The organism is Marinobacterium lutimaris (assembly GCF_900108065.1).
GTDB classification, from domain to species: Bacteria; Pseudomonadota; Gammaproteobacteria; order Pseudomonadales; family Balneatricaceae; genus Marinobacterium_D; species Marinobacterium_D lutimaris.
In genome coordinates this window covers 36,836-58,013 of record NZ_FNVQ01000001.1, presented here as the reverse complement: position 1 = coordinate 58,013, position 21,178 = coordinate 36,836, and the positions used below count along the sequence as shown (strand labels likewise).

General features: G+C 57.2%; 24 protein-coding genes. 5 read left to right on the top strand and 19 right to left on the bottom strand.

Annotated elements, in window-relative coordinates; translation table 11 throughout:
* Positions 1-44: 44 nt before the first annotated feature.
* The 4 genes from C4S72_RS00290 to C4S72_RS00280 form a co-directional block, all read right to left on the bottom strand.
* Positions 45-827 carry a hypothetical protein gene (locus C4S72_RS00290; protein ID WP_200826631.1) on the bottom strand — a complete coding sequence of 261 codons (783 nt, stop codon included), beginning with the start codon at positions 825-827 and terminating at the stop codon, positions 45-47.
* A gap of 188 nt (positions 828-1,015) precedes the next feature.
* Complete coding sequence (locus C4S72_RS25570; protein WP_146071844.1) at positions 1,016-1,237, bottom strand: hypothetical protein; 222 nt, start codon at positions 1,235-1,237, stop codon at positions 1,016-1,018.
* Between the two features lie 275 nt (positions 1,238-1,512).
* Entirely contained in the window at positions 1,513-3,024 is a 1,512-nt protein-coding gene (locus tag C4S72_RS00285; RefSeq protein WP_104001097.1) for an AAA family ATPase, read from the bottom strand.
* A gap of 82 nt (positions 3,025-3,106) precedes the next feature.
* On the bottom strand, positions 3,107-4,036 hold the full coding sequence (locus C4S72_RS00280) for a DMT family transporter (protein ID WP_104001096.1): 930 nt from the start codon (positions 4,034-4,036) through the stop codon (positions 3,107-3,109).
* 105 nt (positions 4,037-4,141) lie between these two features.
* On the opposite strand from C4S72_RS00280, the gene C4S72_RS00275 reads away from it, so the two are divergent.
* The gene (locus C4S72_RS00275; RefSeq protein ID WP_104001095.1) at positions 4,142-4,933 is read left to right on the top strand and encodes an AraC family transcriptional regulator; all 792 of its coding nucleotides are present in this window, start codon (positions 4,142-4,144) and stop codon (positions 4,931-4,933) included.
* Between the two features lie 70 nt (positions 4,934-5,003).
* Here the strand turns inward: C4S72_RS00275 and clpX are convergent, their stop codons facing one another.
* From clpX to C4S72_RS00215, 13 genes are all read right to left on the bottom strand, one after another.
* Positions 5,004-6,311: an ATP-dependent Clp protease ATP-binding subunit ClpX gene (gene clpX / locus C4S72_RS00270; RefSeq protein WP_104001094.1), complete on the bottom strand. Its 1,308-nt coding sequence runs from the start codon at positions 6,309-6,311 to the stop codon at positions 5,004-5,006.
* 14 nt (positions 6,312-6,325) lie between these two features.
* A complete protein-coding gene (gene nifM, locus C4S72_RS00265) occupies positions 6,326-7,204 on the bottom strand; it encodes a nitrogen fixation protein NifM (protein WP_160115421.1) in 879 nt (292 codons plus the stop codon).
* On the bottom strand, positions 7,188-7,661 hold the full coding sequence (locus C4S72_RS00260; RefSeq protein WP_104001092.1) for a nitrogen fixation protein NifZ: 474 nt from the start codon (positions 7,659-7,661) through the stop codon (positions 7,188-7,190). The genes nifM and C4S72_RS00260 overlap by 17 nt, the downstream gene beginning before the upstream one ends.
* 5 nt (positions 7,662-7,666) lie before the next feature.
* The gene (gene nifW, locus C4S72_RS00255; RefSeq protein WP_104001091.1) at positions 7,667-7,999 is read right to left on the bottom strand and encodes a nitrogenase-stabilizing/protective protein NifW; all 333 of its coding nucleotides are present in this window, start codon (positions 7,997-7,999) and stop codon (positions 7,667-7,669) included.
* A 12-nt stretch (positions 8,000-8,011) separates the two neighbouring features.
* The gene (locus tag C4S72_RS00250) at positions 8,012-8,536 is read right to left on the bottom strand and encodes a hypothetical protein (RefSeq protein WP_104001090.1); all 525 of its coding nucleotides are present in this window, start codon (positions 8,534-8,536) and stop codon (positions 8,012-8,014) included.
* Between the two features lie 11 nt (positions 8,537-8,547).
* Positions 8,548-9,330, bottom strand: a complete 783-nt coding sequence (cysE, locus tag C4S72_RS00245; RefSeq protein WP_104001089.1) for a serine O-acetyltransferase — start codon at positions 9,328-9,330, stop codon at positions 8,548-8,550.
* Between the two features lie 10 nt (positions 9,331-9,340).
* Positions 9,341-9,496 carry a hypothetical protein gene (locus C4S72_RS25705; RefSeq protein ID WP_160115420.1) on the bottom strand — a complete coding sequence of 52 codons (156 nt, stop codon included), beginning with the start codon at positions 9,494-9,496 and terminating at the stop codon, positions 9,341-9,343.
* Entirely contained in the window at positions 9,480-10,643 is a 1,164-nt protein-coding gene (nifV, locus tag C4S72_RS00240; protein WP_104001088.1) for a homocitrate synthase, read from the bottom strand. The genes C4S72_RS25705 and nifV overlap by 17 nt, the downstream gene beginning before the upstream one ends.
* Positions 10,644-10,881: 238 nt before the next feature.
* The gene (locus C4S72_RS00235) at positions 10,882-11,115 is read right to left on the bottom strand and encodes a hypothetical protein (protein WP_104001087.1); all 234 of its coding nucleotides are present in this window, start codon (positions 11,113-11,115) and stop codon (positions 10,882-10,884) included.
* 238 nt (positions 11,116-11,353) lie between these two features.
* Complete coding sequence (locus C4S72_RS00230; protein ID WP_104001086.1) at positions 11,354-11,695, bottom strand: hypothetical protein; 342 nt, start codon at positions 11,693-11,695, stop codon at positions 11,354-11,356.
* Between the two features lie 49 nt (positions 11,696-11,744).
* Complete coding sequence (locus C4S72_RS00225) at positions 11,745-12,074, bottom strand: hypothetical protein (protein ID WP_104001085.1); 330 nt, start codon at positions 12,072-12,074, stop codon at positions 11,745-11,747.
* Between the two features lie 233 nt (positions 12,075-12,307).
* Positions 12,308-13,429, bottom strand: a complete 1,122-nt coding sequence (locus C4S72_RS00220; protein WP_104001084.1) for an enoyl-CoA hydratase/isomerase family protein — start codon at positions 13,427-13,429, stop codon at positions 12,308-12,310.
* A 95-nt stretch (positions 13,430-13,524) separates the two neighbouring features.
* Entirely contained in the window at positions 13,525-14,379 is an 855-nt protein-coding gene (locus tag C4S72_RS00215; protein ID WP_104001083.1) for a MurR/RpiR family transcriptional regulator, read from the bottom strand.
* Positions 14,380-14,709: 330 nt separating this feature from the next.
* Between C4S72_RS00215 and C4S72_RS00210 the strand changes: the two genes are divergently transcribed.
* The 4 genes from C4S72_RS00210 (at position 14,710) to C4S72_RS00195 (ending at position 19,140) form a co-directional block, all read left to right on the top strand.
* The gene (locus C4S72_RS00210; protein WP_104001082.1) at positions 14,710-15,555 is read left to right on the top strand and encodes an HAD-IIB family hydrolase; all 846 of its coding nucleotides are present in this window, start codon (positions 14,710-14,712) and stop codon (positions 15,553-15,555) included.
* Positions 15,556-15,597: 42 nt separating this feature from the next.
* Positions 15,598-16,821, top strand: a complete 1,224-nt coding sequence (locus C4S72_RS00205; RefSeq protein WP_104001081.1) for a glycosyltransferase family protein — start codon at positions 15,598-15,600, stop codon at positions 16,819-16,821.
* The gene (locus tag C4S72_RS00200) at positions 16,818-18,554 is read left to right on the top strand and encodes a sugar phosphorylase (protein WP_104001080.1); all 1,737 of its coding nucleotides are present in this window, start codon (positions 16,818-16,820) and stop codon (positions 18,552-18,554) included. Before C4S72_RS00205 ends, C4S72_RS00200 begins: the two co-directional genes overlap by 4 nt.
* Before the next feature lie 133 nt (positions 18,555-18,687).
* A complete protein-coding gene (locus C4S72_RS00195) occupies positions 18,688-19,140 on the top strand; it encodes an Sbal_3080 family lipoprotein (protein WP_104001079.1) in 453 nt (150 codons plus the stop codon).
* Positions 19,141-19,220: 80 nt separating this feature from the next.
* Here the strand turns inward: C4S72_RS00195 and C4S72_RS00190 are convergent, their stop codons facing one another.
* The gene (locus C4S72_RS00190) at positions 19,221-20,450 is read right to left on the bottom strand and encodes a beta-ketoacyl-ACP synthase (protein ID WP_104001078.1); all 1,230 of its coding nucleotides are present in this window, start codon (positions 20,448-20,450) and stop codon (positions 19,221-19,223) included.
* A complete protein-coding gene (gene fabG, locus C4S72_RS00185) occupies positions 20,450-21,175 on the bottom strand; it encodes a 3-oxoacyl-ACP reductase FabG (protein WP_104001077.1) in 726 nt (241 codons plus the stop codon). Before fabG ends, C4S72_RS00190 begins: the two co-directional genes overlap by 1 nt.
* Positions 21,176-21,178: the final 3 nt, after the last annotated feature.

Genomic DNA, 21,178 nt, shown 5'->3' with positions numbered 1-21,178 from the left:
TTCAGGAACAACATGTTTCTAGAGCAACTTGCTTTTAGAACCCTTTATTTGGGGAACAACATCGTAAAGACGAATCTCAGCCCCCAGTCCGGGCCATTATCCGGACCCGCCAGGTAAGCCTTGGCACCGCCGCCGATGCTGACCGTCTGGTTGCCCAGCTGCATCACTTTGGTGACCATCATGTTCATCGGTACCGATTCCTGTTCCGTCTCCCAGTTATAAGTTGCTTCCAGGTTCAATGCGTAGGTCAGACCACCGCCGGCCCCGTAGTTAATAAACGGCTGCACGAAGGTCGCACTGACATCGGCGCGGTTATCTTCACCGGCGAAGCTCTCCAAGTGGTTAGCCAGGGTGCCGTAAGTCCAGGGGCCATGCTGATAGAGCACTACGCCGGTGGGGCCCGCCGCCCACTTTTCCGAACCCAGGCTGTCGTTGCTGGCGGTCGGCGCCATGATGACGGGGCCGACACCCCAGATCAGTCCGTTCGAGGTTGGTTCTTTGGGAGAAAAGAAGAAGCTCTGTACCAGATCGCCAGTGCCGTACTGGCTCAGACCGTCATCGTCAACGAAGTCTTCCTGGTAAACCAAGGGCATGATGCTGCGGGAGATCAGGTTCCAGTCATCGTTGAGGCTGAAAGGGATAACCGGCTGGATATTCAGCGTGGAACGAAAACCGTCATCGTCGATGCCGCCGCCAAAATCGAAATTGAACTGAAAGGGAACACTGACCAGGTTGGAGACGGGGTTCGCCAGCTTTTTAGCCAGCTCATCCGCACTTTGAGCAAATACACTGGGTGACGCGAGCGCGAGAGACAAGAGAGTCAGCACTTTTGCAGATCCATTGACCGCCCAGACGTCCAGCCTTTTTATCCTTTTTAGCCTATTCATCTATTCCATCACCCTTTGTATTTTCAGCCCGTTCACCGTTCCATGCGATATTTTGAATACGTCAACGTTGGAAGGCAGTCAGTATTTAACGTCGATAGAAAACCTTGTTAGCACAAATTATTGCATGATCACTGAGTTCCCTGGTTTTCCCGAGCGCCCGGCCCGACATAGGAAACAGCATAGATAACAAACCGCAAAGCAGCCATTCCAACTGGAGAACTGATTGGGTAGCTACAAACAGGAGGAAGAAGCCGTCTCACGGCTCGACCGAGAAATAAAAAATGAGAGGACTGGCGCACACTTAGCTCATCCTGAATTCGCTTTTTGTAAGCGGCCTCGCGTACAGCCATGGATGACTCCATTCATCTAAACTTCACCGACCCGAAAACGTTTTTTAACAAACCTGCATAACGGTCAGTGAGCGGCGGTGTTAGTCCTGCTTTATGTAAGGACTCTCTGAAATATATAACCGTGCCCAGTTTTTATGTCAAAGAATTTCCAGGCTTAAGCGACTAATTATCAAGAGTTTTCAGCCAAGCACAGCAACCACTGGTTAATATACAAACACCTGTCCAACCCGGATATATTAGCGGCCGAAATGCCACCAACCTTTTCATTGATTCTGTCAGTCGACAGAGACAGTTCGCCCTTTAGCCCAGTGACGCAGGCTTGCGACCGACTCGGCACGAACGACCGCCAAAGGCTGGGTATTATCTATTTCACGCAGAATGTGCTCTGTATTAAGAGGCTCACCCTGCGCATGGGCCCAATACCCGGCGGAAACAATCGCCTGCTCGATCTCAGCCCCGGAAAAATCCACCGCCCGCTCGGCCAGCTTTTCAAGCGCAAATTCCGCGACGGGTTGCCCACGCTTTTCCAGATGCACAGCAAAGATCTGCTGTCGGGCGTTGCGATCCGGCAGGTCAACATAGTAGATCTCATCCAGGCGTCCTTTGCGCAGCAGCTCCGGCGGCAGTTTTTCGATATCGTTGGCCGTGGCGACCACAAAAACACGACGCCGGTTTTCTGCCATCCAGGTCAGCAGTGCGCCTAACACCCGGCTTGAGGTGCCGGATTCATCCTGTCCGGAGTTGATCCCTTTTTCGATCTCATCCATCCAGAGCACGCAGGGTTCCAGCATCTCTGCCGACTTCAGCGCTTCGCGCAGATTCTTCTCGGTCTCACCGATGTATTTGTTAAACAGGGCGCCAAAGTCCAGCTTCAACAGTGGCACGCCCCAAACACCGGCAACCGCCTTGGCGGCCAGACTCTTGCCACAGCCCTGCACACCGATCAGCATCACCCCCTTGGGCAGATCAAAGCCATTGCTTTTGCCGGCGTCGAGGAAAAAGGGTTTGCGCAGCTCCAGCCAGGCTTTCAGCTTGGCAAAGCCGCCCACCTGGGCGAAATCAGCCAGATCAAAGCTGTAGCTGATCGCACCGCCGCTGGAAAGCATACGGTACTTGGCATCCATCACCGCCTTGATATCGCTATGGGTGATCGCACCATCATCATGGATAGCACTGCGGATGAAGCGGCGCGCGTCCGCTTCGGTCAGCCCTACCAGGTTACGGATCAACAGGTCCACCGCCTGGGTATCACCCTTGAGTTTCTCCTTGGACGCCTCTGACCAGGCTCGCGCCTCTTTCCTCACCAGAGCGGTAATCTCTTCGACCGAAGGCATGGAAAGCTCGAAGTGAGTGCACATCCGCTCGATCTCGGCGGGCACCTCGAAGGCGTGACTGACAAACACCAGCACGGTGTGATTGACGAAATATTGCTGGGCGATCTCTTTCACCAGCCTGAGTACGGCCGGATTAGTTAGGTAATGATGAAAATCAGGCAGCAACAGCACAGCGTTTTTCAGCTGTTCCTTAACCTTTTTCAGCATCTCCAGCGGATCGGTCAGATCAGCTTCCGCACTTCGGGTTTCGATCCCTTCCAGCTGCCAACTGGAGGAATCACCCAATCCCAGATCAAGCCCCTCGGCGACACTCCAGATTCTAAGGGTTCCCAAAGAGCGGTCTTCAAAGGTTGCCCTGCGCAACAACTCGACCACGCGGCGCTCATCATGGGTTTCAATCACAACGATGGGGAAAGGGTCTTTAAGCTTGAGCTTCAGGTCATGAAGATCCATTCAACCGATCACTCTATTACATATAAGGTGCTTCTTATCTTCTGTGATTTCCTCGCCGCTTACCATGACCAAAGCGGGATAATCAGGCCACCGGGCGATGCCGAACAAGCAACCGCTTTAACCAGCAGTGACCGTTCACCAACAGGATTCCAAGTACCACCAGCAAGGCGCCGAACAGAAAGCTGAGGGCAATGGGCTCATCAAGAATAAGGCGGCCCAGCACGACACCGAAAAGCGGCGTCATAAAGCCCAGCACACCGATGCGAGATGCATGGTAATGCCGAATCAGCCAGAACCAGATCATGAACGCGCCAAAAGATACGATAACCGCCTGAAAGCCCAGGCTGACAAAAGCGCGCAGGGTCGGATTAAAACCCCACTGGCCACTTAGCCCTGCTGCAGCTGTCAGCAGCAGGAATGCCACCAGCAATTGATAAAGCAGAGTCTGGCGGGCAGAACTATGTGCCAGACGGGATGCTCGGATAATCACCGTGGTAAATGCCCAGCAGAACCCGGCCAGTAACGCCAGAAAATCCCCCCAAAGCATATCAGGCACGGCTATTGGCCCGTCCGACTGGCCGAGAAACGCAAGCGCTATACCTCCAAAGGCCAACAGGATGCCCAACCACTGGAGCGCAGCCATTCGCTCCTCCCGGACCAGGAAATGAAGAATTAACGCTGAAAAAACCGGCGAGGCATTCATGAACACCACTGCGTGAGAAGCCGTTGTATATCGCAGGGCCTCACCAAGAAAGAGATACTCGAGCGTGAACAGCACTCCGACCGCGAGCCCTGGGCGCAAGTTGCGCCCGAAAAGATCGAGCGGTTCGCGAGTCCATTTCATGTATCCGATCACCAACGCGGCTGCGATCCCCGAGCGCAGCGCCAGCATCAACACCGGCGCCACATCAGGACCTGCGAGTTTCAACACCACATGCTGCATACCCAGACAGAGGCAAAACAGCAGCATCAACCCCATCGCCTGACCATCAATCAACCCGCGCCTTTCCATCGACCCTATCTCCAGCGAGCAAAGGGTTGAATTCTGGCACTGTCATTAATCATGGATATAACGTTATCCTGACAAAAGCTACCGACAAAGTGACAGAGTATTTTTATGGCTTTTCCCAGCCCCGAACTGGTTGCACCGAGCTTTAAACCCGGCCCACACACGCCAGTGTTTTTCCGTACCGCCTGCGTTCCGGACAATTCCGCTTACCCCGCGCACACCCATGCCTGGGGCGAATTTGTCTACTCGTTCAGCGGAGTGATGGAGGTTTGCGTAGAAGGAAAAACCTACCTTGCCCCGCCCCGATACGGCCTTTGGTTGCCAGCCAACCAGGAGCATCAGGGGCTGAGCCGCTATGGGTCTGTGCATGGCTCGCTCTACATCTCAGGTGAGCTGATGCACAGTTTCCCCGACCAGCCCTGCGCGCTCCATGTCAGCCCTCTGGTCTGCGCGCTGCTGAGCCATCTCAGGGAGCACCCGATAACACCGCCTTACTCGGATCAACAGGCGCGAATGCTGCGTGTCCTGGTGGATCAACTCTCCAGCTCCGCGCCGCTGGACACTTATCTACCAACCTCCCAGGACCCTATGCTGGCACCGGTTCTGGCACTGCTGGAAAGACAGCCGGGCGATAATCGCCCTCTCGACCAACTGGCGGCACTGTCACACACCACCGAACGCACACTGATGCGCAGGGCCAGACGTGAACTGGGTATGTCGATTGCAGATTGGAAACAGCGGTTACGCCTGGTCAAGGCGATGCCCAGGCTCGAGGCGGGTGAGAAGGTCGAGAGCGTCGCTCTGGGACTTGGCTACTCCAGCGCCAGTGCTTTTATCGCCATGTTTAAACGGCATATAGGCGTCACGCCGGATGAGTTTCGACGCAGATTCAAAACCTGAAAACGTGATTGATCAAACGAAAACAGCCCGGTATTTCCATACCGGGCTGTTCACCAGCAAGGCCGAGCGCCTATCGTGCGCTTTCCTTGGCTGAGGTTTCGCTGTCCATGGAGACCTCGATACCCTCGTCCTCACCGAGCACCTCGCGCACGATCAGTTCACTGGCATCATCCACCTGCTCACGATCAACCACCGCTTTCTTCAACTGAGGATTGGACGGCATTTCGTACATGGTACGGCGCAGTACCGATTCCATGATCGAGCGCAGCCCACGGGCTCCGGTGCCACGGGTGCAGGCCAGTTCAGCGATGCGACTGAGAGCCTCTTCGGTAAAGGTCAGCTCCACGCCCTGGTAAGCGAACAGCTGGGTGTACTGCTTGACCAGCGAGTTGCGCGGCTCCTTGAGCACACGTACCAACGCGTCTGCATCCAGCTCATGCAGGAAGGTGATCACCGGGAAGCGGCCGATAAACTCAGGGATAAGGCCAAACCCCTGGAGGTCATCCGGCTGCAGTGCAGCCAGCAGTTGATCGTGGGTATGCTCCGGATCTTCGGCAAATGCGGCCTGGAAGCCGATACCGCCCTTTTTCGGTTTCAGACGCTGGCGCACCAGCTCCTCCAGCCCCGGGAAGGCGCCACCGACGATGAATAGGATATTGGTGGTATCGATGATCTCTTCTGCGTTCTCATGACGACGTCCGCTCTTGGGCAGCTTGACCTCATTGCCCTCCACCATTTTCAGCAGCGCCTGCTGTACACCCTCCCCGGACACATCCCGGGTTGCGGTGGCGCCACCACCCTTGTTGGCCAGTTTGTCTACTTCATCGATATAAACGATGCCCCATTGGGCGCGCTGCAAATCGCCATCGGCGGCGTCCACCAAGCGACGCAAAATGGTATCCACATCATCACCGACGTAACCCGCCTGGGTCAGCGTGGTGGCATCGGCCACGACGAAAGGTACGCCGATCACCCGCGCCAGACTTTTCACCAGCAGGGTTTTACCGGTGCCGGATGGTCCGGCCATCAGCACATTGGACTTCTCCAACTCCACCGCCAGATCCGGATCATGCAGGCTTTCACTCTTGCCAGTATTGAGCAGCCGCTGGTAGTGGTTATACACAGCAACCGCGAGGATCTCCTTGGCTCCATCCTGGCCGATGACATAGTCATCCAGATGCGACTTGATCTCCTTGGGCGCCAGCAATGACTCAGCCAGATCGGCCCGCTTGGCACTCTGGCCCCAGCTGTTAACGACCTGATGCGCCAGCTCCACACAGGCGGAGCAGATGTAACCGTCGTTGCCGGAGATCAACGGCGTATCGGCGGATTGTTCGACACCACAGAACGAGCAGTTAAGCTTGGATTTTTCGGTCATGCGTTCACCCCTGGTTATGCGTTAACCACCTTGGCCGGTGTGTTCAGACGACGAACCTGTTCAGCGATCCACTGACGCTGGAACTGGGAGCGCTGCCGCTCCTCGAGGCTCTGCCGCAGTTTGGGTAGGATTTCCGCCAGAGGAACCTGGCGCGGCGGCTCGACATCACCGCAGAGCAGAAGATGAAAACCGAGTTCCGAACGCACCGGCTCACTGATTTCGCCAGCTTTCATTGCGAACAGCACCGCATCCAGTTCGGGAAACAGCTTGCCGCGCTCCACCGTGCCGACCAGGCCACCATGAAGCGCCGTTGGACACTCCGAGTGCTTTTGCGCCTGCTCCTCGAACCGGGATGGCTTTGCCACAACCCGCTCGCGAATCATGTTGATCCGCTTCAGCGCCTCGACCTCACCGTTTTCCCGGTAGTCCTCGTTGACGGTAATCAGAATATGTCGCACCTGGCGCTTTTCACTCACCGCAAAGCGCTCGGGATGGAGGTAATAGAACAGCTCAGCATCCTCTTCACTGACTTCAACCTGGCCCAGGGAGGCGCGGTCGAGTACCGCCTCGACCTGCAACTCACGGCGCAGCCCCTGGCGCAACAGCTCCTGGGTGAGATCAGCCTGCTCCAGAGCCTGGATAAACGAGGCGTAGTTCTGAAACCGGGCCTGGATCTCTTTCACCGCCGATTCAACCTGGGATTCGGGAACCACAATCCCCTGATTCTCGTCGGCGTAAAGAATGGCGCTTTCGATATTCAATTGATGCGCGACCCGCGCGGCCGCTTCACTCGCCTGCTCTCCCGTCAGATCGCTGGGGGCGCATTCATATTGGCTCCATGCCAGCTTGAAAAGGGCATAAACCGCATGAGGGTTATCAGTGCTGAGGCTCATCTGTCTGCTCCTCCGGTTCAGCGGCTTGCAACGCCACCTCGGGAATTTCGATCGCCTGTCCGTTGATGTAGATGTTGTAATGAATATCGCTGCCGCCATCGCCGTCACGGAGAACATTCTCGACTTCACCCACATCGCCGGCACTGGCGATCACTTCGCCATCCATTTTCAGGGTACAGCGCACGCGCACCTTGTCGCGGAATTCAAAACGGTTCTGCACCCAGGGCGCGTCCGCCGGAATCAATTCTTCTTCACGGCAGCCCACCGTCTTGTCCTTGTCGAGAAAGTGGACGCGATAGATCAACTGATCCTGCAGGTAAGTACCCACGTCATAGACGACCCCGGTAGCCCCACGTGTCAGCAACAGCTCGCCCACTTCCATTCCGGGATAGGTGCCATCATTGCGCACATTACGGATCAGGCGCACGGAGTCGCCGTATTCGTATCTCGGACGCATAGGCCTCAGGACCCCAACAGCTGATCAAGCGGAACAAAGGTGGTCTGTGGCTCATGCATGCGGAATACCTTGAACACCTTTTCAGTGATCGCATCAGACTCGACAAAATCCTGGTATGCCTGGCCAAGCATCTGCTGATAAGCGTCCTTCAACGCTGCTTCTTCTGCGGGCAGGTTGCCGGCCTTTTCCATCTTTTGCAGATAGTCGTGGTAGCGCTGCATGATGTGCAGGCGGTTGACCATCACGACCTTGGGATCGAACTCAATCTCGAAGTATTCGAGAAATTCTTCGGCCGAGCTCAGCTCTTCCAGATCTTCAATAAATTCGAAGTCGCTCATAACCCTTCCCCCTTACGCGCTCAGGCGTTGTGACAGTGAGTAGATTCCCATGCGGTTGTAGGCCACCTCGAGCAGCATCCTTACGTTGAGGCGATCGGCTGTGTCCAGTTCCTGCACCTTTTCGAGCCGCTCGATACCCGACTCCACCTCTCCCATGCGCAGCTGCAGGTACCCCGAGCCTTTCAGCGCCAGCAGATAAAAGCGCACCATGCTGAATGACTGCATCATGCCGTGGGCGAGGATCTCCAGCGTCATCTGACGCCAGTGACCGCGGTAGCCGAACAGCCGTCCTGAAAGGTTGATAGCGCACTCGGCGGTATCCAGCGCGTCGGCATAGCGGTGCTGGTAGTAGTAGAAGCGATAGAGCGCGACCTGAACCATCAGGTTTTCCGGCGCCAGCTCCTGGGCCTTGAGAAGAAAGGGTTCCGCTCCACCCTCGCTGTACGCCTCGGAGGCCTGCTCAATCAGGGCCAGCACGCTCGCGTCGGGCGGAGTTTCGAAGTAGAGATCGTTAACGTCGAAATCGTGCAGGTCCATCTCAGTCTTCCTCAGGAAAAGTGTTTCTGACCACCGGCGCAATCTTTCTCACAGATGTCGCTCGCCGGCGAACAGTTGCTGTAGAAACTGGCCTGGTAGTCCGGCTCAAGACGCCCTTCGCTTTCCAGCCGCGCCTCAAGGTTGTCGATCCGTTCCAGCAGACAGGCAATCGCCCGGCCCACCGGATCGGGAATCAGGTGGTGATTCAGGTTAATGCCGTGCTCCCCGCTGTTGGCGGGCTGATCCGAGACGATACGCCCCGGTATCCCCACCACGGTGCTGCCTTCGGGCACATCCTGAACCACCACGGAGTTGGCTCCGACCCTGGCGTCATTGGCAATAGTGATCGGCCCCAGTACCTTGGCCCCGGCGCCCACCAGCACCCGGTCGCCCAGCGTGGGATGACGCCGCCCCTTGTTCCAGCTGGTGCCGCCCAGTGTCACGCCGTGGTAAAGCGTCACGTCGTGGCCGACAATCGCCGTCTCACCGATCACCACGCAGGCGCCATGGTCGATAAACAGCCGGTCACCCACCTTGGCTCCGGGATGAATATCCACGTTGGTCAGCAACCGCACCATGTAGGCGATCAGCCGCGCCGGGTAACGCCAGTTCGCGCACCAGAGCCGGTGCGCCAGCCGGTGCATGATCACGGCATGCACTCCCGGGTAAGTGGTCAGCACCTCAAACCTGTTACGGGCCGCCGGGTCGCGCTGAAAGACGCACCCGACATCCTCTTTCCAGGTGGCGAAGAGACTCTTTTTCACCATCGGAGCTGTGTTGAGACCGGCGTTCATGGCAGCGCCCTTACTTGCCGGGACGGCGATGGACGGGGTGAGCCACAGGCACACAGCGCCCCATGACAAATCCACTCAGCACCAGGTGGCGTTTCATCGCCGCCGCATGCTGGTCTTCAGCCTGATGACGTTTGTTCTCTTCGGTGCGTTCAGTTTCCGGCTTCATAGTGAAGTCCTCCTTCAGCGTTAAGAGTATTCAAGTGCAGCTGTTGCAGCTCCGCGGGAGTGGGAGCCTTTTTCGTACGGGTAACAAAATCGCGGATCTGCTCCAACACTCCACTGGCGTCTTCGCGGGCCAGGTTGATGCCGAGCAGTGCATAGGCGTGGATTACGGCGCTCGTTCCCGAGTGCTTGCCCAGCACCAGCTCATGAGAGCGGCCGAGCAGGACGGGATCGAGCCCCTGATAATTGCGGAAATCTTTCAGTAGACCGTCGGTGTGAATCCCCGACTCGTGGGTGAAAACATGGCTGCCCACCACGCTTTTCTGGCAGTGAACGGCACGACCAGAGGCCAGCTCCACCAGACTGGAGAGACTCGACAGCTGGGCGATATCGACGCCAGTATTGATACCGTAGAGCTGGTGCAACCCCACCACAGCCTCTTCAAGCGCAGCATTGCCGGCACGCTCGCCGAGACCGTTAACGGTGGTGTTGATGTGGGTCGCGCCCCCCATGACGGCGGCCAGGGTATTGGCGGTCGCGAGACCCAGGTCATCATGAGCGTGCATTTCGATCTCAAGATCGGTATGCGCCCTGAGGGTCTGCATCTGGGAGAGGACAGTGAAAGGTTCGAGAATACCGAGGGTATCGGCGTAGCGGATACGCCGGGCGCCGGCCTTTTCGGCCACGGCGATCATCTGGCGCAGAAAATCGAGATCGGCGCGGGAGGCATCCTCGCAGCCAAGGCAGACCTCAAAGCCGAGATCCAGCGCCTTACGCACCTGGCGGTCGACCTGCTCTAAAACCCAAGCGCGATCGCGACGCAACTTGTGCGCAATCTGCTGATCGGACGCAGCCACGGAAAGATCAACCAGGTCGACCCCGGTACCCAGAGCGGAGTAGAGGTCGTTATCACACATCCGACACCAGGCCATCAGCCGGGCGCCGAGGTTTTCCGCTGCGATGGCGCGCATCACCTCACGCTCTGCCGCCCCCATGGCGGGAATACCCATCTCCAGTTCGGGTACACCGGCGTGGGCAAGCGCAGCGGCAATGCGGATTTTCTCCTCCGCATTGAAGGCCACCCCTGCGGTCTGTTCTCCATCCCGCAGCGTGGTGTCGTTAATGACGACCTTGCGCTTAGCGTGCTTCATCTGGTTTACCCCTGTAATCCAACTGGATTGTCAGTTAGACAGGTGCAAACCTCGTTCCACGAAGCTTTTTCTTATATTTCAGCCACTTAAGGTTTTGTCACTAAGGTTGAAAAACCAACAACAAGACAAAACGAACCGTTTTGTCGCAAAACGCACAGACTGAAAAAAGGTGAGCGATACAAGGCTGCGCAACGGATCAGACTGTCCGTTGCGGCGTAGCAGTATGGTGACGCATGAATCAGCGTTTACGGCGACCGATATCCCGCATCAAACCACTGATGTCCAGGTCTGCAGCTTCTGCAAGTGCAGCTATGTCCTTGGGTGGCGAGGGCGGGAAACTGCTGTGTGAGCGCACGCGTTCCGATTGGCGACGTTTCTTTTCTTCTGCTTTCTTCTCTACCAGCTGCTGAATTTCTTCCAGCTGATCGAGCGAAAACTGCTGCAGATAGGCAGTAATATCGTCTTCTTTCATGTGTTAAGAGATGTTGAATCCTAACGGCGACGGGAGTGTCGCCTGAGATAAGAGAAATCCTAGTGTAGCGACTAGTGCGCCAACACTGAAGCCTTTTATTACGGCTTCTCACAGGTTGTGCACTCTGGCCGTAATTTCATCCAGTCCGGCTTTTAAAGCGGATGCTCCCGCTGGAAACGGAGCATCCAATTATGTGGCGTTTTGCAATCCGATTTAAAATACCGCGGACTTCAGGCTTCTATTTGGGCGATTTATTACAGCAGTGCGGAACATGCCGCGATGAGTCCCAGGTGTTGCGATCGGTCATGCGATACCAGTTAAGACGCAGCCGTGCCAGCCGCCCCTGCTGCAGGCTTAAACCCGACTGACCGAACAGCTCGATAACCTGATCAACCTGCAGCTGGGATGCGTCGTAGCGAAGCTCCAGCTGTCGTTCATTTTGCCACTGAACCGCCGCCATGCCGGTCAACGCTTCAAGCTCGGCTTTTAGCGCCTGCTGATCCGGTGCGGGCTGCTGCAGTTTAAGGCGACGCTTAAGAATAAATTCCGTATTTAACTGTGCTTCTGTCGGGTTGGTCACAATAAAATCTCCTGATCTTTTAAAGGCTGAACATCGTTACTGACGAGATTCAACCAGCAGGAGGGTGAAGCAATGGCCGGTTATGGCCGGGTAGCGGAGATTCCTGAAAACCCAACTGCCAGTGCCCTGACAGCGGAATGACCGGCGTTAGCAGGCTTTGCAGCGCACGCGCCTTGAGCAAACATAGCACCTGACAACAGCTGGATAACTGGCCGCCGTGACAGGTACTGCCGGCGTCACTGCAGTGAATGCCGCTCGCGACCGGCTGCATGCCGTCAGGCTGTGCGCAGGACTCAACCGCCAGGGCCGACTCCCAAGGAGAAAGCGCCAGCAGCAGAGTGAACAGCAGGGAAACCCACAGAGAGCCGCGCCGCATCATCGTCTGGTTAGATCCATTGAACTGTCTATTGGACGATCCATTAAACTATCCATCAAACCGTCCATTGAACTATCTATCTGACTATTCATTGAACTATCTATCTGACTATCCATTGAACAGCCTCCTGCCAAGCCGCGCGGGTATCAAGTGAGTGAGACTATCGCTATCTACCTCTAGCTGCAAAAATCTTACCGTGCCGCCTCACCCACTCAATTCTCTTTCAGCTCGGCGTTTTAAAGCGGCGCCAGCTCTGGCATCGGCAGGTCGTGCAGCGGATTTTCGTCCCAGAGTGGCATAAAGAACTTCTCCACCGCCTCGGGATCAACCTCACCCACCGAGGTGAACGTCCAGGCCGGGGTGCGATCCTTGTCTACCAGCAGCGCGCGGACACCTTCCGGAAACTCCCGGTGCAGGCCGCACTGTACCGCCAGGTTCAGCTCCGCCGCGAAACATTCGCGCAGCGACAGGTAACGGCAACTGCGCAATTGCCGTTCGATAATAAACAGCGACAGCGGACTGCCGTGCCCTACCGAAGCCTGCGCCCGCTCCATCCACTTGTCATTGGTCTCTGCGGCCAACAGCGCCTCGACCAGCGCCGGGATATCCGGCTGGTCGGTAATATCCTGAATCAGGTCGAAATGATCCTGCACCGGTGAGTGCGGGTTCATCTGCACCTCTGAGTCGGTTTCCAGCCCCCGCAATACGGTTGAGACAACGGTATCGGCGCTGAGTTTGTCCCAGCTGGCCTCTATCAATAGTGTCAGTAGATCCTGGTAACGGTCGTTACAGACAAAACGGTCGGCCAGTCCCAGGAAAAGCGCATCGGCCGCATTCACAGGGTTTCCGGTGAGCGCCAGAAACAGCCCCAGCCTTCCCGGCAGGCGGTTTAGAAACCAGCTGGCCCCGACATCGGGAAACAGGCCGATGGTGACTTCCGGCATCGCCAGATGAGAACGTTCGGTCACTACACGGTGGCTACATCCGTTCATCAGCCCCATACCACCGCCCATCACGATGCCGTCGGCCCAGCAGATGATCGGTTTGGGGAACATATGCAGCTGGTAGTCGAGGCGGTATTCCGCCTCAAAATAGCGCCTGGGGGCACCCAGGTCGCCATCCTTGATCTGGTTATGCAGGCTAACCACATCGCCGCCGGCACAGAAAGCCTTCTCACCGGCGCCGCGTAGTATCACCGCGCGGACGCTATCATCATCGGCCCACTCGGCCAGACGCGGTGAGAGCTGCTCGATCATCGGTTGACTCAATGCATTCAGCGAACGCTCCGCATTAAGCACAACTTCCATAACACGATGGCCATCGGCCGTGGTGTGGCTGTTGACGATAACTGATGACATGCTCCCTCCGCTGGTTATTTGAGTTATTCAAGGCTCTGCTGTTTACAGTGCAGATATTGAAACATACCAGAGGTGGAGGCGTCGCGGTGCGGAAATCACTCCAGCGGGTAGCGGGTTTCCTTCAGGCTTTCCTTGATCCGCTTGAGGTGAGACTGGAAATCAGGCCCACGCCGAATCGTTACGCCGGTGGCGAGAATATCGACGACGACCAGATGGATGATGCGTGAAATCATCGGCATATAGTTATCGGTGTCTTCCGGCTCCTCTACACCCAGCACGACACTGCAGTGCTCCGCCAGCGGAGATCCTGGCGCCGTCACGCCAATGACGGTAGCGCCGCCCTCTCGCGCCAGGCGGGCGATATCCACCAGGTCGCGGGTTCGTCCGGTGTTGGAGAAGATCACAATCACATCGCCGGTGGTCGCCGCTGCAGCAACCATGCGCTGCATCAGCACATCATCGTATGCAACGACCGGAATATTGAAGCGGAAAAACTTGTGCTGAGCATCCAGTGCAATGGAGCCACCGGCACCGAGGCCGAAGAAATTGATCTGCTTTGCCTGGATCAGCTGATCAACCGCCAGATTCACATCGGCGGGATCGATACGCTCCTTGGCGATCGACAGGCTGGCCATGGTCGCCTCGAAAATTTTCGGCGTGTAACGTTCCGCGGTATCACTCGGCTCTACGCTGCGGGTGACATAGGGCACGCCACTGGCCAATGACTGGGCCAGGTGCAGCTTAAAATCTGGGAAGCCCGCCGTATTGAAGCGTTTGCAGAAACGGTTGACTGTGGGCTCGCTGACATCCGCCGCCCGAGCCAGCACCGCAATGGATGCACGCGTCGCCGCCTGAGGATCCGCAAGAATGACGTCGGCCACCTTCCGTTCCGAACGGTTAAGGCTTTCCAGTGCTGCGTCTATTTCCTGAAGAAGATTGTAAGGCGACATGTTGCTCCCTGATGGTGTAAGTCTTTGGCCAAGGGCGGGAATATACCAAACTCAGGGGGTAATTACTCAGCCAATACGCAAACGCCCAGGAATGCAGCCCCCAGAAAACGCACCATCCCAGTGCACCAGAATGACAGGACAGGTTCACGGCCCCGGAAAGAGGCACCGGCGGTTTTTGGTACCCGGTGTGACTTATCCATCGAACTTGTTATAAACAGTGGGGGAAGCGCCATTTTTGTGCCATCTGGCACAAAGATCGCTTAACTCTCTGAACAACAAACCGTCAGGAGACCAGCTGCCAGCCTGTAAAAGGCTGCCGGTGAAAACCCCATGACCGAAACTATACAGATAACCACCCCTCCCCCGCTGCTGATCGTCACCGATCTCGACGGCACCCTTCTCGATCACCATACCTACAGTTTTGAGGCCGCCAGGCCGGCGCTGGAACGCTGCAGGGCAGCAGCAATTCCCGTTGTGCCCAACACCAGCAAGACCCGCGCTGAACTCATTGCTCTGCGCCGCCAACTCGACAGTAGCGATCCCTTTATCATCGAGAACGGCTCCGCCATCTGTATTCCCGAGCAGCAGATTCATCTGCACGCCGATCAAGCCAGCTACGACGAGGGGTTTGTGGAACTGCCTCTGGGCGTACCCATAGACGAAGTGCATAAAACCCTTGCGCCCCTGCGAAAGGATTTCCAGTTCGAAGCCTTTGGCGACTGGAGCACCGAACAGATCCTCGCCAACACCGGCCTGACTGCGGAGGAGGCGCTTGCCGCGTCGCAGCGACGTTACAGCGAAGCGCTGCTGTGGAAAGACAGCGATGAAAAAAAGCGGGAGTTCATTGAGCTGCTGAGACAACAGGGGTTGCACGCACTTCAAGGTGGGCGCTTTCTCAGCGTACTGGGCGCAGAAGCGGACAAAGGCGCTGCGCTGGAACGGCTCAAACAGCTATACCGCCCGGTGCTCGGCGATACCCCGACGGTGATCGCCCTGGGCGACAGTCACAATGACGAAGCGATGCTCAATGCCGCTGATATCGCCGTCATCATAGCGAACCCCTCAGGCAGAACACCCCAGGTTGAAGGCCCCGAAGTGATCTACAGCAAAGCCGCGGGACCGGCCGGCTGGAACGAAGTGATCCAGACCCTGTTGGACAGATTCGATGTCGAATAAGGACATCTGCCAAATAAGTTAAGCCGCGTACAGGAGAAAAGTATGGGCGACTTTTATCAGAATGGTGTAATCACCACCCTGCATAACCTCTGTGACCGACCGGTCGAGGAGCTGGAAAAAGAGTTGACCCATTACGGGCGCCGAAGGCCCATGTCCCTGGTGCTTCCCTCGCTCTACTCCGAACTGGAAGGCCCCGCACTGCCGCGCATACTGGACGATTTGTGCGAAGTCCCCTACCTGAATGAGATCGTTATCGGCCTGGACCGGGCCAGTGAAGAGCAGTACCGCAAGGCATTGGCGTTTTTCGACCGCCTGCCCCAGCACCACCGCGTACTCTGGAACGACGGCCCGCGCCTGCGCGCCATCGACCAGCAGTTGAACGACCTGGACCTGGCGCCGCGCGAGCCCGGCAAGGGGCGTAATGTCTGGTACTGTCTCGGCTACGCCCTGGCGACCGGTCGCGGCGAGTCCGTAGCGCTGCATGACTGCGACATTCTTACCTACGACCGCGGCCTGCTGGCCCGACTGATCTACCCGGTGGCCAACCCCAACTTCAACTACGAGTTCTGCAAGGGCTACTACGCACGCGTCGCCGATGGCCGCATCAACGGCCGCGTCAGCCGCCTGCTGGTTACACCACTGATCCGCGCGCTGAAAAAGGTGGTCGGCCCCATGGAATATCTCGATTTCATGGACTCGTTCCGCTATCCGCTGGCGGGCGAGTTCTCCTTCCGCCGCGATGTAATGAACGATATCCGCATCCCCAGTGACTGGGGCCTGGAAGTGGGCATGCTGTCGGAGATGAACCGCAACTACTCCCACAACCGTATCTGTCAGGTGGATATCGCCCGCACCTACGACCACAAACACCAGCCGATGTCATCGGAAAACGCTGAGGCGGGGCTGTCGAAGATGTCGATCGATATCAGCAAGTCGATGTTCCGCAAGCTCGCCACCCAGGGCGTGGTATTCAACACCGAGACCTTCCGCACGCTGAAGGCAACCTACTTCCGTATCGCGCTGGATTTTGTCGAGACCTACCGCAACGATGCCCTGATCAACGGCCTGGATTTCGACATCCACAATGAAGAGCTGGCCGTGGAGATGTTCGCCCGCAACGTGATGCGCGCCGGCGAAGACTTTCTCAGCAAGCCGATGGAAACGCCGTTTATACCCTCCTGGAACCGCGTCATCAGCGCCATACCGGATATCTTCGATATGCTTATCGACGCCGTCGAAGCCGACACCAAGGAGTTTTCTGCATGAGCCAGTCCGACCTCGACGTCCTGCGCCAGCGGGTACTGGCTCACCTGGATTTCATCTACCCGGGCAGCAACAACGAGCTGCTGGGCGAGCAGCTGCTAAACGCCATGCAACTGACCAGCCGCTGCCAGCCGCCTGCGCCCCATGAAAACCTGTGGAGCGAGAAGGACGTGCTGCTGATCACCTACGGTGACAGCCTGGTACGGGAGGGGAAAAAGCCGCTGGAGACCCTGAAGCGATTCCTCCACGAGCACCTGCACGGATCGGTGTCGGCGGTTCATATTCTGCCGTTTTTCCCCTGGAGTTCGGACGACGGCTTTGCCGTTATCAACTACGCCGAGGTCAACGATTCACTGGGTGAATGGAGTGACGTGGAAGCGATCGCCGGTGAGTTCGACCTGATGTCGGACCTGGTGATCAACCACTGCTCCAGCCGCAGTCTCTGGTTCGAAAACTTCAAGGCCGGCAAGGACCCGGGCCAGGATTACTTCCGGCTGTCATCGCCGGACCAGGACCTCTCCCAGGTGGTACGCCCGCGCACCTCGCCGCTGCTAAAAGAGGTCGAGACCATCAACGGCACCCGCTACGTCTGGTGTACCTTTAGCCACGACCAGGTGGATCTGGATTTCGCCAACCCCAACGTGCTGCTGGAGTTTGCCGGCATCGTGCGTAAATACCTGGACCATGGCGTACGCATCTTCCGCCTGGATGCGGTGGCGTTTCTCTGGAAGGAGCTCGGCACCCCCTGCATCAACCTGCCGCAGACCCATGAGATGATCCGTCTGCTGCGTCTGCTGATTGAGCACGCCGCGCCTGGTGCCATCATCATCACCGAAACCAATATTCCGAACCTGGAGAACCTCTCCTACTTCGGTAACGCCAACGAAGCGCACAGCATCTATAACTTCTCGCTGCCACCGCTGCTGGTGAATACTCTGGTCACCGGTAACAGCTACGCCCTGCGCAGCTGGCTGATGACCATGCCGCCCACCCAGCAAGGTACCTGCTACCTGAACTTTATCGCTTCCCATGACGGTATCGGCCTGCGGCCGGTGGAAGGTCTGCTGAGTGAATACGATGTAAACCAGCTGGTGCGCACGCTGGAAGGTTTCGGCGCCAAGGTGTCCTGGCGCAGCCTGGCCACCGGGCAGATGCGCCCCTACGAGATCAACGTGGCGCTGTTCGATGCCATGCGCGGCACCCAGGCCGGCGAAGACAACTTCCAGATAGAGCGCTTCCTCTGCGCTCACACCATCATGCTGGCGATGGAGGGGCTGCCGGCGTTTTACATCCACAGCTTCCTGGCCACCGAAAACGACTACCGCCGCGTCGAATTGTCCCAGCACAACCGCGCTATCAACCGCCATCAGTGGGATGCGGATCAGCTGGAGGAAAAGCTCGCCGATGAGGAGAGCCACCACGCCCGGGTGTTCAACCGTCTGAAGGAGCTGATCGCCCTGCGTCGCAAGCAACGCGCCTTCCACCCCAACGCCTCGCAATATTCACTGCAGCTCGGTGACGAGATCGTGGCGCTCTGGCGCCAGAGCATCGATCGCAGCCAGCATATCTTTGCGATCAACAACATCACTAACCGGCCTCAGCAGGTCTCCCTGGCCTCAGTGAACCTGCCCACCGCCAGTCACTGGACCGACCTGATCGGCGGTGAGGTCTACACAGACCGCTGCGCCACCATCTGCCTGGCGCCTTATCAGAGCATCTGGTTGAGCAACCAATAATCGCCCCTCCCCCACTGACCAAAGACGTCAGTGGGGGCATTATGCAATTTCTCTAATTTTAACCTTCACGAGACTGTTGTACTAAAGCTACACTTGCCGACCGGAAATTATCTATATGCAAGGAAGGCCCCTTATGCAGTACAAAGCTCTTTCCGCTCTCACGCTTACCCTGGCTCTCGCCGGCTGCTCTATCCAACAGAATGTAGAACAGACAGACATACCCAAAGCACAAGAACTGTGCGTGGTCGAGAACCCGGATGTACGCCAGGGTTTCATCAAGGCTTTGAGGGGCGCCCTAAACGATAAGGGCATTAAACATAAAGTGATTCGGGAAAGTGAGTCTGACAGCTGCCAATGGCTTGCTCGCTACTCCGCACACTGGGCCTGGGATCTCGCGCTCTATATGCGCCAGGCTGAAATCACCATCTACAACGGAAATAGCGTCGTCGGCAAGGCTGAATATGATGCAACCTGGGGCGGTGCCAATCTGGGTAAATTCATCGATGCGGAAGAGAAAATCAGGGAGCTGGTCGAGGAGCTGATCGAAGTTCAGGCGTCCGCCTACTTCCAGAGAGCTTTCGGATAAGTTTCAGAGAGCTCGGTGCCCTCTTCCTGTGAGGCACCGAGCTCTCTGGAAGGCGAGCCCTGTAACCAGCCCCGCTCTTCTCAGACCACCCAGCGTTTGAAGATCAGCGAGGTGTTGATACCTCCAAACGCGAAGTTGTTGCTCATCACATATTCCGTATCGATGTTGCGGCCTGTACCGGTCAGATAATCCAGATCCGCACATTCCGGATCGATCTGCTCCAGATTTGCGGTGCCGTGGAACCAGCCGCAGTTCATCATCTCGATTGAGGTCCAGGCCTCGAGCCCGCCGCAGGCACCCAGGGTATGGCCGGTATAACTCTTGAAAGCGCTGATCGGCGTGCTGTTACCAAACGCCGAGGCAGTTGCCTTGCTCTCCGCCACATCTCCGCGATCGGTGGCGGTACCATGGGCGCTGATATAGCCGATCTGTTCCGGCTCGAGCTGTGCATCCCGCAGAGCAAGACGTATGGCGGCTTCCATCGTTTCCGGCGACGGCTGGGTGACGTGGGCACCATCGGAGTTGGTACCGAAACCAACCACCTCAGCAAAGATGGGTGCGCCTCGTTCAAGCGCGTGTTCCAGCTCTTCGAGTACCAGTGTCGCGGCGCCTTCACCGATGACCAGGCCATCCCGACCGGCATCAAAGGGGCGCGGCGTTTTACCCGGTTCATCGTTGCGAACGCTGGTGGCGTAGAGTGTATCGAAGACCGCGGCCTCGGTGGGGGAAAGCTCCTCGGCGCCACCGGCGAGCATCACCTGCTGCTGGCCATGTTTGATCGCCTCGTAGGCGTAGCCTATGCCCTGACTACCGGAAGTACAGGCGCTGGAAGTGGTAATCACTCGGCCCTGAAGACCAAAGTGAACACCGATATTCACCGGTGCGGTATGCGCCATCATCTTGATATAAGAGTTGGCATTCAGACCATCGGTTGAATAGTTCAGCAGCATATTGCCGAAATCGGCGATGGCAGGAAAAGAGCCCGCGGATGAGCCATAAGCAACCCCGGTCATGCCGGAGGTCAGTACGGGGTCGTTCAACAGACCCGCTTTATCCAGCGCCTCTTCACTCACGACGGTCGCCATCTGCGCGATGCGGCCCATGCTCCGTAACGTCTTACGCTTGTAATGCGGGGGAACCTCAAAGTTCTGAACGGGACCAGCCAGTCGCGTATTAAGGCCAGCATAGACAGACCATTCATCCATAGCGACAATACCGGTTTTACCGCTTTCCAGGCGCTGGCGGATCTCTGCCCAGTTATTACCTATTGGGGATACACCGGACATTCCAGTGACGACCACACGTTTCATCAGCACAGCCCCCCGTTTACAGAGAGGACCTGCCGGGTTACATAGCCGGCATCTTCCGAGCAGAGAAAGCTGACCGCGGAAGCCACCTCTTCCGGTTGCCCCATGCGCTGCATCGGCACACCTTTGAGAATCTCTTCTATTGGCAGGTCATCGGTCATCCCGGTATCGATCAGCCCTGGCGCCACACAGTTGACGGTGATCTTGCGCTTGGCCAGCTCCACCGCCAGTGCCTTCGCCGCACCGATGATACCAGCCTTGGAGGCGCTGTAGTTCACCTGCCCCCTGTTACCCGCCACACCGGACACCGACGACAGCGCCACGATACGGCCCGGCTTGCGCCGGCGGATCATCGGCATGACAACAGGGTGCAGCACATTGTAAAAACCATCGAGATTGGTACGCAGCACGCTGTCCCAGTCATCATCGCTTAACGCCGGAAACGCATTATCACGGGTAAGCCCGGCGTTACAGACCACACCGTAGTAAGCGCCATGCGCTTCGATATCGGCTTCCAGCAGGGCGCGACAGCTCTCCCTGTCGGCAATATCGAACTGCAGCGTTCGCACCTGGCGTCCGAGACCACGCACCTGCTCCGCAACCTCTTCCATCTCAGCCAGACTTGAGCGGCAATGCAGCACCAGATCAAAGCCGTCTTTCGCCAGCCTGAGCGCTATGGCGGCACCGATACCACGGCTCGCGCCCGTGACCAAAATCGCGTTACTCATCCC